Below are 15,513 nucleotides of genomic sequence, written 5' to 3'. Positions count from 1 at the left end.
TTCCACCCAGTTGGTCAATGTAAGCCGTTTCATAGTTTCGTAAAATAGTTGAAAATAGGTACATGGAGGTGCTGGGAATGAATAGTCAAAGTAATCTAAAAGAAGTTGACGGATCAGTGATTGTTCGCGATACAAGCAAGCACAAGGCTGAATCCAAACCTTTTCTAAGTAAAAAGAATCTGAAAAACGCAGGGTTGTTTACCTTATTCGTGGGACCTGTTTTCTTGGCATTTACCTTAATTGTTCTGATTCCTTTCTTTACAGGTGTTTACTACGCGTTTACAGATTGGAATGGGGTAACGGGTGCCGTTCAATGGGTCGGCCTAGATAACTTCAAGTATCTACTATTTGAAGATAAACAGTTTCACGCTTCATTTATTTTAACGACAAAATATACGGTCGTCGCTATTTTACTAACAAACTTGATCGGCTTTGGTTTAGCGCTTCTCGTGACACAAATGCTGAAAACAAGTAATATTTTACGAACGGTCTTTTTCATGCCGAATCTACTAGGTGGTCTATTGCTAGGATTCATTTGGCAGTTCATTTTTGTAAAAGGTTTTGCTTCGATCGGTGAGTTAACTGGCATCCCACTTTTTGAACTAGCGTGGCTAGGAGATGCAAGTACGGCGTTCTGGGGAATTGTCATCGTGAGTGTATGGCAAGGTGCTGGTTACATTATGATCATCTATATTGCGGCACTGCAAAATGTTCCGCAAGAATTAATTGAAGCAGCAAGAATTGATGGAGCAAACAGATGGCAGGTTCTTCGACACATCACAATGCCGTTAGTGGCACCCGCTGTAACGATTTGTTTATTCTTAACCACTGCCTCATCTTTTAAAATCTTTGATGCGAACCTATCTTTAACCAATGGTGGACCGTTTAAGTCAACGGAAATGTTAGCACTTAACATCTACACAGAGGCGTTTGTTAACAACCGTTACGGTATAGGTGAAGCGAAGGCATTGATTTTCTTCCTAATTGTCGCAGCCATTTCCGTGCTGCAAGTGACGATTTCTAAGAAAAGGGAGGTTGAGTCGTGATGGGTCACAAGTATACAGGGAGAACCTTTATTGTTGAGATCCTTGCTATTGCGCTCGGACTCGTGTTCTTAGTCCCTTTCTATTATGTAATTTCAAACTCCTTGAAGCCTTTTGCCGAAATTCTAACGAACACGTCGGCATTACCAAAAGTGTTTCAATTTGAAAACTATGTGCAAGCGTTTGAGAAACTAGATTACTTGAATGTATTTACAAACTCTCTAATTATTACGGTCACAAGTAATATCGTGTTAGTTATTTTTTGCTCGATGGCGGCTTATATGCTGGTTCGTACCAAAAAGAAGATTAGTCATGTGATCTTTATGACCTTCGTTGCAGCGATGATTATTCCGTTCCAATCGATTATGATTCCGCTTGTTAAGACGGCAGGTAACTTTGGATTACTGAATAGCATATGGGGCCTTGTGATTATGTACCTTGGCTTCGGGTCAGGAATGACAATCTTTTTGTACCACGGTTTTATTAAAGGAATTCCGGTTGAGCTTGAAGAGGCAGCCATTATTGATGGCTGTACTCGATTCGGGGTCTTCTGGAGAATTGTTTTTCCACTATTAAAACCAATCACCGTAACGATTGTGATTTTAAACAGCTTATGGATTTGGAATGACTTCTTATTGCCGTCCCTTGTTCTTCAAGATCCGGAATTAAGAACGATTCCACTTGCAACCTTCTTCTTCTTCGGTCAATATACGAAGCAGTGGGATCTAGCACTTGCCGCATTGGTTCTAGGAATTATCCCGTTATTGATTTTCTTCTTCTCGATGCAAAAACACATCATTAAAGGGATTACTAGCGGTTCAATTAAGTAATGGGTTTACCTCCACGGTCTGAAAACTCAGGCTGTGGATCCAATATATTAAAGATCATTTTCCAAGGGGGAAAACAAAAATGGCTTTAAAGTTGAAAAAGTATTCGGTATTAGCAGGTGTATTATCCGCATCCCTTCTATTAGGAGCATGTTCAAGCGACAGTGCGTCTGGTGACAAGGATAGTGGAAGCAAGGATGACAAGATTGTTCTTGATGTTTTCCAAGGTAAGGTTGAAATTGCTGATCAATTGAAAGCGTTAACAGATGAATATACAAAAGAAAACCCTGATGTAACTTTTAACATTGAAACCGTTGGAGGCGGAGCGGACGGAGCAGCTGCCCTGAAAGCAAAATTCGCTTCCAATAAAGCACCTGATATCTTCATGAACGACGGAGATGCAGCGGCACTTGTTTGGAAGGATAAGTTTGAAGATCTTTCTGATCAGCCATGGATTGACGATGCATTCGAAGGAACATTAGATGGAATGACCCTTGACGGGAAAGTATACGGAATGCCGTTGAACATGGAAGGTTACGGATTTGCTTATAACAAAGAATTATTTGAAAAAGCAGGAATCACTGAGCTTCCGAAAACATTCTCTGAATTAGAAGCAGCTGCTAAGAAGCTTCAAGACGCTGGTATTACTCCATTCTCAATCGGATACGGCGAGTGGTGGGTATTAGCTAACCACGGCTTAAACGTTCCATTTGCTTACCAAGAAGACACAGCGGCTTTCTTTAACGGGTTAAATGATGGCTCTGGAAAAATTGAAGGTAACGAATATGTGAGCAAGTATTTCGATTTAATTGACTTAACGATCAAGTACGGGAACAAAAATCCATTAACAACTGACTACAACACACAAGTAACTTTATTTGCTACTGGTGAAGTGGCGATGACGCAACAAGGGAACTGGATTCAACCAATGTTAGACAAGATTAACCCTGAAATTGAAGTTGGATTCATTCCAATGCCACTTACGGACGATGCAGCACAAGCGGATAAGCTAATGGTTGACGTTCCAAGTAACTGGGTTATTCACAATGGTGCTACAGATGAAGAAAAAGAAGCAGCAAAGGACTTCTTAAACTGGATGGTTACTTCTGACGCAGGTAAAACAGCTATGACAAAAGAATTCAAGTACATCCCTGCTTTCAAATCAATCGACGCTTCAGCTGATGACATTGGACCTCTAGGTGCTGACCTTCTAAAGTACTCTAAAGAAGGCAAAACATACTCTTGGCAGTTCATGAAGTACCCAGATGGTGCAGGTCAAGAATTCGGTGCAGCTCTTCAAGCCTACGTTGGCGGCCAAGCATCGAAAGAAGAAACAATGAAAGCTTTCGACGACACTTGGAAGAAGCTTAAGAAATAATAGTAGGAATGATCACTGACTCAACCTGGTTGGGTCAGTTTTTTTGTGGTTATTCATTAACTGTCCATCCCACACGTACAAAACCAGTGTTTCTGTCCACAAAGGGTGACAGACACCCTAAAAAGACACTTTCCCTACTTTTGTCCACGGACGGTGTCTGTCACCCCAGAAAGACACTTTCCTACAATCTGTCCTTGAAGGGTGTCTGTCACCGCATTCGGTGGTATAATGGAGGATAGACTATTTCTGAAAATGGGAGGGTTGGACGGATGTCGCATATCCCTGAGGTATATAATGAATTAATTGAAGCAGCTGCCGCAGATGTTTCGAGACTTCTTAGTCCTGGCTATGAGCCGGATGCGAAGCTCATACAAAAGGGACTTCTTATATATAGGCAAGGTCTTGTTACTAAGGTCCGCTACGAGGATGGATCGGTTACATCGACGGTTCAGGATGTTACACCGGTGTTTGTTCAGGTTGAGCTCAACTTCTTCCAAACAAGCTCCTGCTCCTGCCCAAACGAAGGAATCTGCCGCCACATCATCGCTACTTTTCTGTACGCTTATTCACAGGTGGGAAGTGTGGCTGATTGGGTCGAGGAATGGCGCACCCCTCTTCATGAGAAAAAAACCGCCCAAGAACTTGGGCTTATGAAAGCAAAAGATTTAATGAAGGCGAAAGGATCATTTAAGCCTCACTATGATACATGGGTTAAAACCTTTACATCTAGCTTTGAGGCTATCATGAAAGGCCAAGGCACACCAAAGCCCTACCTCATCCCAGAACTATACCAAGCATATACGAGACGACTACGTGCCATCGCGCCGGTTGAACTCGAATGGAAGCACCTGTACCAATTGGTCGGAAATATTTATTCCTTCCGCCAGCTACTCTCCTTAAGCCAGGAAAGCGGCCACAGTACTTATGACATTGAAAGAAACTACCAACAGTTATTTTTCTCACTCATTGATGAAACGGAAGTGCTTATTAATCGCTTAAGCGTACACGCCCTTCCCTTCGCCTTTGATGAGTTCATTGCCCGCTTAAAGGATGACGTCACCGACCTCCTCATTGACGAGGTCGCTTTAGAATTTGAACGGATTCAGCTCTATCAGCTACTTTGGAGTTCTCTTTTTAAAAAGAAGCATTGGCGTGAAGAAGAGCTTAAAAAGCTTGAGAATCTTGGCAAAATCAACGGCTCTTACGCCCTGTCCATCGGTTACATCCATCTTAACCTTTTGGTCAAACAAGATGAAAAAGCCTTATCCATTATCAATCAGCACGAATCAAACATCTGTCCTTTTCTCCTTATCTGGTTAGAGGATTTTAAGTCAAACCGTGACTGGAAACGCATGGGACCGTTTGTTGATGCATTTGTTGGATATCTACGACCCTATTTACTAAGCCTACCGAATAGCTACGCATGCTTTGACTTCACACGGTATGCGACAAGGGTACTGCAATCCTATTGCTCAGATACGAACCGAATTGATCTGTACGAAAAGATTCTCATGCAGCTTCTTCCTTATAGCTATCGTGATTATGAGCATTACTTATATGTAGAAAAGCAATATGAAAAATGGAGCGACCTGCAAGCCTATATCGGCTATGATATGACCTCCATCTCAACCGATAAAATCAAAGAGCTTCAAAAGGAGGACCCGTCCGTCCTTTTACCACTCTATCATCAATCGATTCAGAAAAATATTGATTTAAAAAATCGTGGCAACTATCGCCAAGCCGTTCGTGAATTAAAAAAACTTCGTACGCTCTACAAAAAGCTCAAGCGCCAAGATGAGTTCGAGCAATTTTTCGAACTTTTACTTGAACGAACGAAACGGCTTCGAGCATTTCACGAGGAATGTCAAAGGGGTAAGCTGATTCATGCTTAAAACGAGACTCGTACACATACACATTCGTCATATAGAAAACAACCGATACTTTATTTGGGCAACCAATGACCATAACGACGACGTTCAACCGTCCCAGTGGAAATCGCTTCTTTTTAACCGTCACAAGGAATCGTATTACGGAACCTTTGTCGAAGAAGTAACGATTGACCCTCATCCCGGAGTGTCGATCGACGCATGGCAGCTTGTATCTCTTTTAGCCCAAGAGCAATTCAACCAGCTCATTGAATGGGATTGGGATGAAACGGCGCAAATCTGTCTAGCCTCTGCCCATTCCCTACACGAAGCGATTTCGGAAAAAGATTGGCTTCCTGATTTTTCAGCATGGGAGCAGGACGAATTCCGCTGGGCCCTTCCTGAACGAGTAAAGCAGGAATTTGACCCCTCCTTTTTTGAGCAACAAATTTCTGAGGACGAAACCGTTCAGCTTTTTATAGAAAAATGGTTTGACTCCTCTCTTAGTGCCTTCTTCGACAGAAATCAGGAATGGCATGAAAAGGTAGGCATCAAGCTTGAGGCTTTGAAAAACCAAGCTTTGTCACCAAGCGCATTAGCCGCCTATTTTGATGAGGAAACATGGAGCGAATGGATTGGCTTAAAGGAATCACAGGTCCCCTTTTCACTAGGACTCCGCTTAGAGGAACCCGCTGATCTTGACGGAACATGGGAGCTTCAAGTCTTTTTACGAGGAAAAAAGCAACCCGATCTACTTGTTGATGCAAAAGATGATAGCAATATGCCTAAAAGCTGGTATTCGTACGACTCCTATATTGAGCGCGAGCAGAAGCGTTGGGTTGAGCTTTTTCCTTGGCTGGAAGGAAGACGCGGTGTCACTAGTCAGTTAACGGAAAACGATGCTTGGATGTTCTTGTCTGATGCTAGTGAAACGTTGCTTGCACTTGGAGTCGAAATTCTCCTCCCTTCCTGGTGGCAAGCAATGAAGAACGCCAACTTAAAGGTAAAAGCAAAGCTCAAGGGAACCGGCTCACGAGGTCAATCCTTTGTCGGCCTTCAGGCAATGCTCGATTACAATTGGCGTTTTTCGATGAACGGAGTGGAGCTGAGTGAGGATGAATTCCATCAGCTGGTCGAGGAAAAAAGGCGGCTTGTGTATATTCGCGGTCGTTGGATCAAGCTTGATCCTGGCTTTATTCGTACGATTCAAGACCTGATGAAAAAGGCAGAAAAAGAAGGACTGCACGTACGAGACCTTATCCAGCAGGAGCTTTTAGGTGGGGATGACGAGGACCCATCACAGTCCTTAGATGATCCACGTGCATTTGCCAAAATTCAAATTGATTTAAACCGTCAGTGGAAGCAAATGATCAAGCAGCTTCAGGACATCCGGTCGATTCCAGAGGTTGATGTGCCTAAAAATTTCCTCGGCGAGCTAAGACCATACCAAAAGCAAGGGATGAGCTGGCTATTGTTCTTACGAAAGTATGGCTTTGGCGCCATTTTAGCCGATGATATGGGACTTGGAAAAACGATTCAGCTGATTAGTTATCTATTACAGGTGAAAAAAGAGGACAAAAACCCAGCACCAGCTTTAATTATCTGTCCAACGTCCGTGCTCGGCAACTGGCAAAAGGAAATTGAACGCTTTGCTCCCAATATGAAGGTCTACCTTCATTACGGATCCAATCGGTTGAAAGAGGAAAAGTTCAATGAGAAAGCGTTGGAGTCGGATGTGGTTTTAACCTCCTATGGTCTAACACATATCGATGCAGCCGAGTTCGAGCCCATTACGTGGAGCTCAGTCGCAATCGACGAAGCTCAAAATATTAAAAATGCCGGAACGAAGCAGTCGCGTGCGGTACGAAAGCTGAAGGGCAAACACCATATCGCTCTTACCGGGACACCGATGGAAAACCGACTGACCGAGCTTTGGAGCATTTTTGATTTTACGAATCACGGGTATTTAGGAAGCTTAGGGAATTTCCAGAAAAAGTTCGTCTTGCCGATCGAAAAGGACAATGAGAAGGAAAAAATCGGTGAGCTTCAAGCATTGATTCGACCATTTTTATTAAGACGAACGAAAAAGGACGAAGAGGTTGCCCTCAATTTGCCGGATAAGCAGGAGCAGAAGGAATACTGTCCGCTAACCGCTGAACAGGCTTCTTTATACGAGCAGCTCGTCCAGGATACCTTTGCTCAGATCGAGACGCTTACTGGCCTCGAGCGAAAGGGTCTTATTTTACAGCTATTAAGCCGCTTAAAGCAGCTATGTAATCACCCTGCTTTGTATTTGAAGGAAGTAAATCCATTACAGCTTCTTGATCGTTCCGTGAAGCTTGAAAAATTAACCGAACTCATCGAAGCTGTGCTTGAACGTGAGGAAAGTGGATTAATTTTCACTCAATACATCGAGATGGGTGAGATTATCCGTAGAGTACTGAATAAGAAGTATGGAATCGAAGTACCATTCTTAAACGGAAGTGTGCCAAAAGCAAAACGTGATGAGATGATTACCCGATTCCAAAACCGTGAGTTCCCTGTGTTCCTGTTAAGCTTGAAAGCTGGTGGAACCGGACTTAATTTAACGGCCGCGAACCACGTCATTCACTACGATCGTTGGTGGAATCCTGCCGTCGAAAATCAAGCTACCGACCGTGCCTACCGAATTGGCCAAAAACGATTCGTTCATGTTCACAAATTTATCAGCACGGGAACACTCGAAGAAAAAATCGACGCTATGCTAGAGAAAAAACAAACGCTAAACGATGCCATCATCCAAAGCGACAACTGGATTACCGAGCTCTCCACCGACGAGCTCCGAGACTTAATCCTCCTCTCATAGTAAAAACGGTGTCTGTCACCACCAAAAGACAGATTAGGTGTTTTTGTCCGCCTGGAGTGGACACTTACTATAAACACCATACTGTCCGTCTCAGGTGGACAAAAGCGATAAAAGTGTCCGCGAAGGGTGTCTGTCACCAAAAGTGGGACGTTAATAGACCCAGCCATAGCGGCTGGGTCTTTGTTTATACTTCTAAATGTCCTTTTAGCTCTTGCTGTACGCGTTCTCTTTCCTCATCGGAAACAAATAGGTACCATACTTTCCCTATGTACCCGCCTGTTCCTTGAATGGTGAGTTGGTCGATCATACTTCCGGACTTCCGATAGTTTTTCTGGATATCGACCATTTGATCCCAAGTTAGGTTGGTTCGAACATTTTCTCCGAGTGCGGAGAAAATATTGTCGAAATTGGTTAGTGAGCTAAAGCTTGCTCCTTCACGAATGACCCCTCGAATAATTTGTCGCTGACGCTGCTGCCTTCCAAAATCTCCTTGTGGGTCACCCTTCCTCATTTGAACGTACGCAAGTGCTTCTTCTCCCGTTAGACTGATTTGTCCTTCTTTAAAGGTAATTCCTCCGTTAGAAAACTCAAACGAGTTATTCACACTAATTCCGCCCACCGCATTCACGATATCTTGAAAGCCTTCCATATTCACCTTAATATAATAATCTATTGGAATATCTAGGAAATCCTCTACTGTTGCCATTGCCATTTCTTCATTCCCGAAGGCATATGCGTGATTGATTTTATCCTCGGTACCATTCCCAACGATCTCGACCCTCGTATCACGTGGGATACTTAACATTTTCACAGTCTCTAATTGCGGATTCACCGTCAATACAATCATCGTATCGGATCGGCCTTTGTCTCCTTCTCTCTCATCGACACCAAGCATAAGCACAGAGAACGGCTCCTGCCCCTCAAGTGAAACCTCCTGTGCCCTCTTATCGGAAACCTTCCGACTCGTTGGATCATGCATCGTTTCCACTGCTTTACTTAATGAATGATAAACGGAATACGCATAGGCACCGGCTCCTAGAAAAAGCAGCAACAGTACTATTCCAGTTATTCTTACCCATCTCCGCTTTTTTCTACGCTTTTCTTCCCTCATAAAGACAAACCATCCTTTCTAAAAACAGAATAACAGAAAAAACTTCCAATTTTTATATAAAGTATTCGACACATTTTTATCTATTTCCCAACCTACTATTGAAAAAACCATGCCACCACCGTACCAAAGCTCGATCCTAAAATCGCACTTAATGTCATGGAAACCGAGCTAGTTGAAACCTCTATTTCTCCAAACTCCTTTGCTTTGGAGGTTCCAATGGCATGAGAAGCACTACCAAATGCCAAACCTCTCCCCAGCGGACTTGTAATCCGAGACCACTTAAACACGAGCGGGCCTAAAACCGCCCCGGAAAGACCAGCAATCATAACAAAAACAATGGTCATAGAAGGAATCCCTCCAATTTCCGATGTCACTTGAATCGCCACTGGTGTTGTAATGGATTTAGGAATGACCGAAAGAAGGAGTCCCTTTGAAACTCCAAGACTCTTCGCCAATACCACTCCACTTACCATACCTACAAAAATTCCTACAAGAATTCCACCAAGAATGGGAACGAGCTGTTTTAGCAATGTTTTTCTCTGTTTATACAAAGGGTAAGCAAGAGCAACAACCGCAGGACTCAGCAATCCATTGATCCATTGTCCCCCTATCATATACGTTTCATAGGATAGGTGAAACATACTTAGTAATACAATAATGGTAATGGTTGTTGTTAGCAAGGGAAGGAGAAACGAGTATGAATACTTCGAATACAATCGTCTCATTACGAGGTACAGAGCAACCGTTAAACCAATGATGATTATTGAGATAAGGAATTGTTGCATTCTGATTCCACCTTCCTTTTTTGAACCTGTCTTTCAAGGAGCTGGCTAGTCCAGCCTACAGATATCATGGTGAAAATCGTGCTAACAATGATAACCCCAGATAAAATGAAGCCTTTTCCTGAAAAGAGAGTGGTCGCCTTCATCACACTTACGGTTGCAGGTACTAAGAGTAACGGTAGAAAAGTAATAAGAACATTTGCACCACCCTGTATCCAGTCTGTAGGCACTATTTTTAATGATAATCCGAGCAATAACAACAGCAAACCAATAATGCTCCCAGGCAGAGGAATATGGAAAAGCTCTTTTAAGAAACTACCTATATAGGAAAAAGCAAATAGCATACCAATCTGACCTATTATTCTTATTACATTCATGAGGTAATTGATCCGCCGCCTTGTTTTTACTTTATTTTACTATAAAAAACAAAAAAAGAGCAGCCAGTTAGCTGCTCGTAAAAAGTGAGGGGGAGTGAGGTGGTCATTGATTCTCTCTAAGTGGGGGAATAGGAGGATTATTGTAAATGTGTTTCTCGAATCGCACATTCTAGCTGAGCGATTCTCATTTGTAATAGAGTTATATGTTCATGGGATTTGCCTACAAGTTCGATCAGCTGTTCCACTACATGTTCGTTCATTTGTTTCATGGAGCAACGACCTCTCTTTCTGGTGGAGGGGTAGGAAGTGGAATTCTTTCCACTCGGTCGTCTTCTCTTCTCGGACCGATAAATCGAACGTTTTCTGCAACTACTTCCGTTACATACATTCTTTTCCCCTGATGATCATAGCTGCGTGTCTGGATTCTGCCAGTAATGCCAATGAGGGAACCTTTTTTACAAAAGGAAGTTGTGTTTTCGGCGGTTTTCCGCCATAGGGTACAATGAACAAAGTCTGTGTCCACCTCTCCTTTTTGGTTTCGATACTGTCGATTTACTGCGAGGGTAATATTACAGACATATACTCCTTCTGGGGTTACCTTTAAATCTGGGTCCTTCGTCAACCTCCCAACTAACGTCACTTGATTAATCATCTGTCATCTCCTCTCCAATTGATGCTCTAATCATAACCGGGAAAAAGCTCCTATGTAAAATCGACAAGAACTGATTTTCCTTGTCATTTCCCGACCACTTTTTAAAATTTCCCTAGGTGAAAATCCAAAAACATAGTTCATTTTACCTACCAAAAAAATGAATTTCCCCTTTCATGATTCTTTTTTTCGACAGATTCTTTTCGATTGACCTGAATGACATATGCCTCAATTACTGCACCCAAAAACTCCAACCACCCACCTGTTGCTAACAGGATTCTTTTTTGTACTCTCTTTTCTTCGGCAGCTAGAATCCCAATCGCGTCAAGAATAGCTCCAATGGATATTAGGGTATTTCCAAAGGCTTCTACATCATTTAAACTTCTTTCCTCCTTTCTTTCTACACCTGCTGCTTCTAATGCTGCTCCCATTGATTGAATCGTACTTCCCAATGCATTTATCCTCGTAACAGCTGGACTAGGACTTTCAATCTCCTCATTTGCCGCCAAGCTATTGGTCGTGTTACCACCTGCTTGGACAAAGCACCCCACAATCCCTAACACATTCATCCTTTCCTCTGGTTTCTCTCCTATCTTGATTCTCCCAATTCCTTGAAAGGTATTGCCCACTGCTTGAACGGCATTCCCGTCACGTATGAGCTTTGTATTGATTTCTTCTTGATATACGCCTGTCTCACCAATAGCGGCAATAAGCGTTCCAAGGACTAACAAATAAGACCCAAATGAAAGCAACTCTTCTCCCTCTAAATACAAAGAAATCACCTCACGCCTAACTCGTGCTACTATCTTATTCAAAGAGCTTTTCCTTGACTATTTATCGTGGATTTTTTCAAAAGCGAGCAGAATTCGCTTTCAACTCTGCATATGTTATAATTTAGGAAAGCTTGTTCGGGAGGTATCAAAATGAAAACGTTCAAATTGATTTCTTTACAAATCATTGACGACAGTGATGCACTAGATATTACTCTCTATGACGGACTAATTATTAACAAAGAGGACGAAAGAAACAGATGGCTGATTGAAGCATATGTAGATTCGAACTACCATGATTTTTTCACTCGGCTTCTTGAGTCTGAAAAAGAAACACCAGCACAAGTTGTCATATCCAAAAAGGAAAACGATCCAGCTACGTTTACCACAAGAGTTCTCTCCGTGAAAAAAATCGATGGTCGACTTTCCGTTTTATTTGAAGGCTTTTTAAAAAGATCAAAAAACTATGCCGAGTTATTGCTAAGTGACCTTATCGAAAAAGGATTAAGCGGAGAAGAGTTATTAAACGAATTCCGTGAAAAAATGCTAAGAAAACCCAAACTAACTTCCAGCAAATAATAAAACGTCAACGAGCAGAAGCTTGTTGACGTTTGCTTATTATTTTCTGATTTTATCAAACAGAGCTTGAAATCCATATAAAAAGAACGCTTTAAAAAAGAAGTAGAGGAAAAATTGAAAGTTATTGATATTCTTCAATCTTGCTACTTTTAAGCGCTCCAAGATCCGGACAACAATAAAAGCAAAGAAGGCATTAATCACTGCATTGAGCATCAAAAATTTTTTTAGATTTCCATACGTCCACTTTAATATCCACATAGAAGCAACGACAAACGGTCCAATATTAAAGCTCATTTCTCCGGTAATATATGATTTAGGTTTATTATAAAAAACCCACCATTTTCTCTTTTTCGCATACAATACATTCACGGCTTCAAAGACTACAGCAAAAATCGATGCAGGCAGGAACCTCTTGATATTCTGCTTTCCTAGAAATAAGGCTGTCGTCCAAGAGACAATCACCATGATCACATTAATTGTCCACTGTTGTCTCAATCTCATGATAAGAAACTCCTTTTTCCCTTAGAGTTTCCTATTTACCATTAATTTCATTCATACTGTCAATTTATGAGCATGAAATCGCAGCTTCAAGCCAAAAAAATAGACCAAATCATATGATTCGGCCTAAATGTTAACCTATTCCTTTTTATCTCCAAGACCAAACATAATTTCTACTTCACACACAAGCTCGCCTTCCACGGTCGCTACTGCTTTACCTTTGCCGAATGTGCCACGTACTCTAGTCATTTCTACCTCTAATCGAAGCTGATCGCCAGGAACGACTTGGCGCTTAAAGCGACAGTTATCAATTCCTGCAAAAAATGCAAGACGACCTTTATTTTCTTCTTTCACGAGCATTGCCACTGCTCCAACCTGAGCAAGAGCTTCCACAATCAGAACACCTGGCATCACTGGGAATTCAGGAAAATGTCCGTTGAAAAACTCTTCGTTTGCTGTCACATTTTTAATACCGACCGCACGCTTACCTTCTTCCAGTTCTAAGATTCGATCTACTAGTAAGAACGGGTAACGATGGGGAATAATTTCTTTAATTTGCTCTATATTTAACATAAGAATTAGTACCTCCTACTAATACTAGGTTTTATATACCTATTGTAGCGGAAAGCCCCTAGGAAAAGCAAACAAAAAAAGCAGTCATATAAACTGACTGCTTCCTACTTATTTATCACTATTCACCAATTCAACGATATGCGTCCACGTTGACTTGTCAAACACATCCTTGGCTTTGCCATTGCCCATGACGCTGTATCCGACCATTGCACCTGATACGGTACTCACAACAAGTAGAATGGCAACGATGATAACCCGAAGCCAGATCGGAATAAGACGAATGCGAATTCGCTTTCGGCCTTCCTTCAGCGCTTTCTCCTTTTCTTCTCTGCGTTCCTTTTTTCGCTGCTCGCGTAAGGAAACAGCTTCCTGGTTACTTTTGTTTACAGCCATGGTTGATTCCCCTTTTAACGAATTCCGTTCACAAGTCCCATCATCTGATCCGCAAGTGTCACGGAGCGAGATTGAAATTGATATGCACGCTGAACATTGATTAGTTCAGTCATTTCTTTTGAAAGGTCTACATTCGATTGTTCAAGAGCTCCCTGTTGAAGGCTGATTTCTCCTCTAAGCCCTCCATTTAGCTCTGTTAACACTTCATCTTCAGCCACATTTGCCGGAAGACCAAGTAAATTCCCACCACGTTGCTCCAAGAATTGCGGCTTGTTGACACGAACTACTCCAAGGTTAAACACTTCCGTAGCACCAGCTGTTTTCGTTACCGTTAACTGCCCAGTAGCATTGATGTTATAATCCTTGGCTTCACCATTTATTGTAATCGGATTATTGTTTTCGTCAAGTACTGGCAAGCCATCGCCATTAACAAGCATCACTTCTGTATCGGAAAGAGGCGATAAATAAAGCGCACCATTTCTTGTATACTGAACTTCGTTTACTCCATTGGTTTGAACGAGTACTTTATAGAGTTGTCCTTCTTTTGTAAAAGCCGTATCAAGTGAGCGATCCGTTTGCTTAAGTGCTCCTTGAGTCATGACCAGTTGCGCTTGTCCAAGCTTTGCACCAGTTCCTTGTCGGATACCGTTAGGAGTTAGTCGGTTCACTTCTTTATTCGCACGCTCTTGGTTGTTAAATTCTTGAACCAATAGATCAGTGAAGGTAGCTTCTCTTCTTTTATAGCCGTTTGTATCGACATTCGCCATATTATTCGAGATAATATCCATTTGCTTTTGAAGCTGGGATAATGTGTTTGTCGCTGTAATCATCGTACGATTCATCTTTTATGCCTCCTTCCTTCTTATATTCTTCCGATTTCATTGGCAGCCTTGTCCATGCTCTTGTCATATGCTTGAAGCACCTTTTGGTTGGCTTCAAAGGCACGATACGCTGTTAGCATATCTGTCATGGTACGGCTCACATCCACGTTCGAGCGCTCTAAAAAGCCTTGCTGAAGCTTAAACTGAATGCCAGCTTCGTTAAAGGCATTGGCAAGCGGATTGCCGTCCTCTGTGCGGTATAGTCCGTCACCCTCTTTAATCATACGCTGTGGATTTGCTGCAAATCCTACACCTAGGCGCGCAGTTTCCCCATTCGCACCAGTGATACGCCCATCTTCACTTACCGTGAACTGATCACTTGAAAGCTGGATTGGCTGGCCTTGATCATTAAGGACCAGATTCCCGCTAGAAGTCGTCAAAAATCCTTGCCCATCTAATGTAAAGTCACCATTACGAGTGTATTTCGTCGTACCATCTGCACCTTGGACGCTATAAAAAACAGATCCAGCTAAGCCGTTATCTCCATTCGGAGGCATGTACAAATCAACAAGCGCGATATCCGTACGTTGCTCTGTTGCTTGTAAGTCACCTTGAATGAACTTTGGAATGGCTTCCTGCATATATACGCCCGTGTTAATGGCACCAATTGTTGTACCGGTCGTAAGGTTTAACCCTTTTTCAGTTGGAATTGATTGCGAATCATAACGCTTTAACAGCATCTCAGGAAACGCACGCATCGATGCCTGATCGGCCTTAAATCCCGGAGTATTGGCATTCGCCATATTATTAGAGAACATCTCCGTTCGTCGCTGTTGGGAGATCATACCTGAAGCAGCCGTATAAAACCCTCTAAACATCCTGTCACCTCTTCATTTTCAGCTATCTATATGAATATCAAAATATCTTTCAAACAACACTTAGTTTCTATTATAAAAAAAAATGTCGAAAAGCACATTATGTTTTTTCAGGAAATTTCAATCC

General features: G+C 42.2%; 17 protein-coding genes. 6 read left to right on the top strand and 11 right to left on the bottom strand.

The features are described from left to right. Nucleotides 1–77: 77 nt before the first annotated feature. From BKO01S_RS18990 to BKO01S_RS18970, 5 genes are all read left to right on the top strand, one after another. Nucleotides 78–1,046, top strand: coding sequence for a carbohydrate ABC transporter permease (locus BKO01S_RS18990; RefSeq protein ID WP_066057993.1), 969 nt, complete (start codon nucleotides 78–80; stop codon nucleotides 1,044–1,046). After that, nucleotides 1,046–1,873, top strand: a complete 828-nt coding sequence (locus BKO01S_RS18985) for a carbohydrate ABC transporter permease (RefSeq protein WP_066057990.1) — start codon at nucleotides 1,046–1,048, stop codon at nucleotides 1,871–1,873. The genes BKO01S_RS18990 and BKO01S_RS18985 overlap by 1 nt, the downstream gene beginning before the upstream one ends. A gap of 79 nt (nucleotides 1,874–1,952) precedes the next feature. Next, nucleotides 1,953–3,248, top strand: a complete 1,296-nt coding sequence (locus BKO01S_RS18980; RefSeq protein ID WP_066057987.1) for an ABC transporter substrate-binding protein — start codon at nucleotides 1,953–1,955, stop codon at nucleotides 3,246–3,248. A gap of 269 nt (nucleotides 3,249–3,517) precedes the next feature. Next, a complete protein-coding gene (locus tag BKO01S_RS18975) occupies nucleotides 3,518–5,140 on the top strand; it encodes an SWIM zinc finger family protein (RefSeq protein ID WP_066057986.1) in 1,623 nt (540 codons plus the stop codon). Then, a complete protein-coding gene (locus BKO01S_RS18970) occupies nucleotides 5,133–7,958 on the top strand; it encodes a DEAD/DEAH box helicase (protein ID WP_066057981.1) in 2,826 nt (941 codons plus the stop codon). Before BKO01S_RS18975 ends, BKO01S_RS18970 begins: the two co-directional genes overlap by 8 nt. A gap of 184 nt (nucleotides 7,959–8,142) precedes the next feature. Here the strand turns inward: BKO01S_RS18970 and BKO01S_RS18965 are convergent, their stop codons facing one another. The 6 genes from BKO01S_RS18965 to BKO01S_RS18945 form a co-directional block, all read right to left on the bottom strand. After that, entirely contained in the window at nucleotides 8,143–9,069 is a 927-nt protein-coding gene (locus tag BKO01S_RS18965; RefSeq protein WP_066057978.1) for an LCP family glycopolymer transferase, read from the bottom strand. A 95-nt stretch (nucleotides 9,070–9,164) separates the two neighbouring features. Further along, nucleotides 9,165–9,854 (bottom strand): LrgB family protein, encoded by a 690-nt coding sequence (locus BKO01S_RS18960; RefSeq protein ID WP_066057974.1) that lies wholly within the window; start codon nucleotides 9,852–9,854, stop codon nucleotides 9,165–9,167. Next, entirely contained in the window at nucleotides 9,830–10,228 is a 399-nt protein-coding gene (locus BKO01S_RS18955; protein WP_066057971.1) for a CidA/LrgA family holin-like protein, read from the bottom strand. The genes BKO01S_RS18960 and BKO01S_RS18955 overlap by 25 nt, the downstream gene beginning before the upstream one ends. Nucleotides 10,229–10,365: 137 nt before the next feature. Next, complete coding sequence (locus tag BKO01S_RS25065) at nucleotides 10,366–10,497, bottom strand: hypothetical protein (protein ID WP_269748556.1); 132 nt, start codon at nucleotides 10,495–10,497, stop codon at nucleotides 10,366–10,368. Beyond that, nucleotides 10,494–10,880 (bottom strand): single-stranded DNA-binding protein, encoded by a 387-nt coding sequence (gene ssb / locus BKO01S_RS18950; protein ID WP_066057969.1) that lies wholly within the window; start codon nucleotides 10,878–10,880, stop codon nucleotides 10,494–10,496. The genes BKO01S_RS25065 and ssb overlap by 4 nt, the downstream gene beginning before the upstream one ends. Before the next feature lie 146 nt (nucleotides 10,881–11,026). Further along, nucleotides 11,027–11,692 carry a DUF6944 family repetitive protein gene (locus BKO01S_RS18945; RefSeq protein WP_198158850.1) on the bottom strand — a complete coding sequence of 222 codons (666 nt, stop codon included), beginning with the start codon at nucleotides 11,690–11,692 and terminating at the stop codon, nucleotides 11,027–11,029. Between the two features lie 108 nt (nucleotides 11,693–11,800). Here BKO01S_RS18945 and BKO01S_RS18940 point away from each other — a divergent pair, with 108 nt between their 5' ends. Continuing rightward, nucleotides 11,801–12,226, top strand: a complete 426-nt coding sequence (locus BKO01S_RS18940; RefSeq protein WP_066057961.1) for a YwpF-like family protein — start codon at nucleotides 11,801–11,803, stop codon at nucleotides 12,224–12,226. Nucleotides 12,227–12,265: 39 nt separating this feature from the next. On the opposite strand, the gene BKO01S_RS18935 is transcribed toward BKO01S_RS18940, so the two are convergent. The 5 genes from BKO01S_RS18935 to BKO01S_RS18915 all read right to left on the bottom strand — a co-directional run bounded on the left by BKO01S_RS18935 (nucleotide 12,266) and on the right by BKO01S_RS18915 (nucleotide 15,389). Continuing rightward, nucleotides 12,266–12,727: a hypothetical protein gene (locus BKO01S_RS18935; protein WP_066057958.1), complete on the bottom strand. Its 462-nt coding sequence runs from the start codon at nucleotides 12,725–12,727 to the stop codon at nucleotides 12,266–12,268. Between the two features lie 135 nt (nucleotides 12,728–12,862). Then, entirely contained in the window at nucleotides 12,863–13,297 is a 435-nt protein-coding gene (fabZ, locus tag BKO01S_RS18930; protein ID WP_066057956.1) for a 3-hydroxyacyl-ACP dehydratase FabZ, read from the bottom strand. A 108-nt stretch (nucleotides 13,298–13,405) separates the two neighbouring features. Then, on the bottom strand, nucleotides 13,406–13,690 hold the full coding sequence (locus BKO01S_RS18925; RefSeq protein WP_066057954.1) for a DNA-directed RNA polymerase subunit beta: 285 nt from the start codon (nucleotides 13,688–13,690) through the stop codon (nucleotides 13,406–13,408). Nucleotides 13,691–13,704: 14 nt separating this feature from the next. Further along, the gene (locus BKO01S_RS18920) at nucleotides 13,705–14,532 is read right to left on the bottom strand and encodes a flagellar hook-basal body protein (RefSeq protein WP_066057951.1); all 828 of its coding nucleotides are present in this window, start codon (nucleotides 14,530–14,532) and stop codon (nucleotides 13,705–13,707) included. A 20-nt stretch (nucleotides 14,533–14,552) separates the two neighbouring features. Further along, a complete protein-coding gene (locus tag BKO01S_RS18915; protein ID WP_066057949.1) occupies nucleotides 14,553–15,389 on the bottom strand; it encodes a flagellar hook-basal body protein in 837 nt (278 codons plus the stop codon). Nucleotides 15,390–15,513: the final 124 nt, after the last annotated feature.

The organism is Robertmurraya korlensis NBRC 107688 (genome assembly GCF_001591645.1).
In the GTDB taxonomy this organism is placed as follows: domain Bacteria; phylum Bacillota; class Bacilli; order Bacillales; family Cytobacillaceae; genus Robertmurraya_A.
Note: the sequence above shows the minus strand (reverse complement) of the source record. Positions and strands in the feature narration are given on the sequence as shown.

What these genes read in the sequence shown, in the direction of transcription:
- BKO01S_RS18985 (WP_066057990.1), top strand. Translation starts at nt 1,046, where the DNA reads ATGGGTCACAAGTATACAGGGAGAACCTTTATTGTTGAGATCCTTGCT.
- BKO01S_RS18970 (WP_066057981.1), top strand. Translation starts at nt 5,133, where the DNA reads ATGCTTAAAACGAGACTCGTACACATACACATTCGTCATATAGAAAAC.
- BKO01S_RS18940 (WP_066057961.1), top strand. Translation starts at nt 11,801, where the DNA reads ATGAAAACGTTCAAATTGATTTCTTTACAAATCATTGACGACAGTGAT.
- fabZ (WP_066057956.1), bottom strand. Translation starts at nt 13,297, where the DNA reads ATGTTAAATATAGAGCAAATTAAAGAAATTATTCCCCATCGTTACCCG.
- BKO01S_RS18935 (WP_066057958.1), bottom strand. Translation starts at nt 12,727, where the DNA reads ATGAGATTGAGACAACAGTGGACAATTAATGTGATCATGGTGATTGTC.
- BKO01S_RS18975 (WP_066057986.1), top strand. Translation starts at nt 3,518, where the DNA reads ATGTCGCATATCCCTGAGGTATATAATGAATTAATTGAAGCAGCTGCC.
- BKO01S_RS18990 (WP_066057993.1), top strand. Translation starts at nt 78, where the DNA reads ATGAATAGTCAAAGTAATCTAAAAGAAGTTGACGGATCAGTGATTGTT.
- BKO01S_RS18960 (WP_066057974.1), bottom strand. Translation starts at nt 9,854, where the DNA reads ATGCAACAATTCCTTATCTCAATAATCATCATTGGTTTAACGGTTGCT.
- BKO01S_RS18915 (WP_066057949.1), bottom strand. Translation starts at nt 15,389, where the DNA reads ATGTTTAGAGGGTTTTATACGGCTGCTTCAGGTATGATCTCCCAACAG.
- BKO01S_RS18955 (WP_066057971.1), bottom strand. Translation starts at nt 10,228, where the DNA reads ATGAATGTAATAAGAATAATAGGTCAGATTGGTATGCTATTTGCTTTT.
- BKO01S_RS18925 (WP_066057954.1), bottom strand. Translation starts at nt 13,690, where the DNA reads ATGGCTGTAAACAAAAGTAACCAGGAAGCTGTTTCCTTACGCGAGCAG.
- ssb (WP_066057969.1), bottom strand. Translation starts at nt 10,880, where the DNA reads ATGATTAATCAAGTGACGTTAGTTGGGAGGTTGACGAAGGACCCAGAT.
- BKO01S_RS25065 (WP_269748556.1), bottom strand. Translation starts at nt 10,497, where the DNA reads ATGAAACAAATGAACGAACATGTAGTGGAACAGCTGATCGAACTTGTA.
- BKO01S_RS18980 (WP_066057987.1), top strand. Translation starts at nt 1,953, where the DNA reads ATGGCTTTAAAGTTGAAAAAGTATTCGGTATTAGCAGGTGTATTATCC.
- BKO01S_RS18965 (WP_066057978.1), bottom strand. Translation starts at nt 9,069, where the DNA reads ATGAGGGAAGAAAAGCGTAGAAAAAAGCGGAGATGGGTAAGAATAACT.
- BKO01S_RS18920 (WP_066057951.1), bottom strand. Translation starts at nt 14,532, where the DNA reads ATGAATCGTACGATGATTACAGCGACAAACACATTATCCCAGCTTCAA.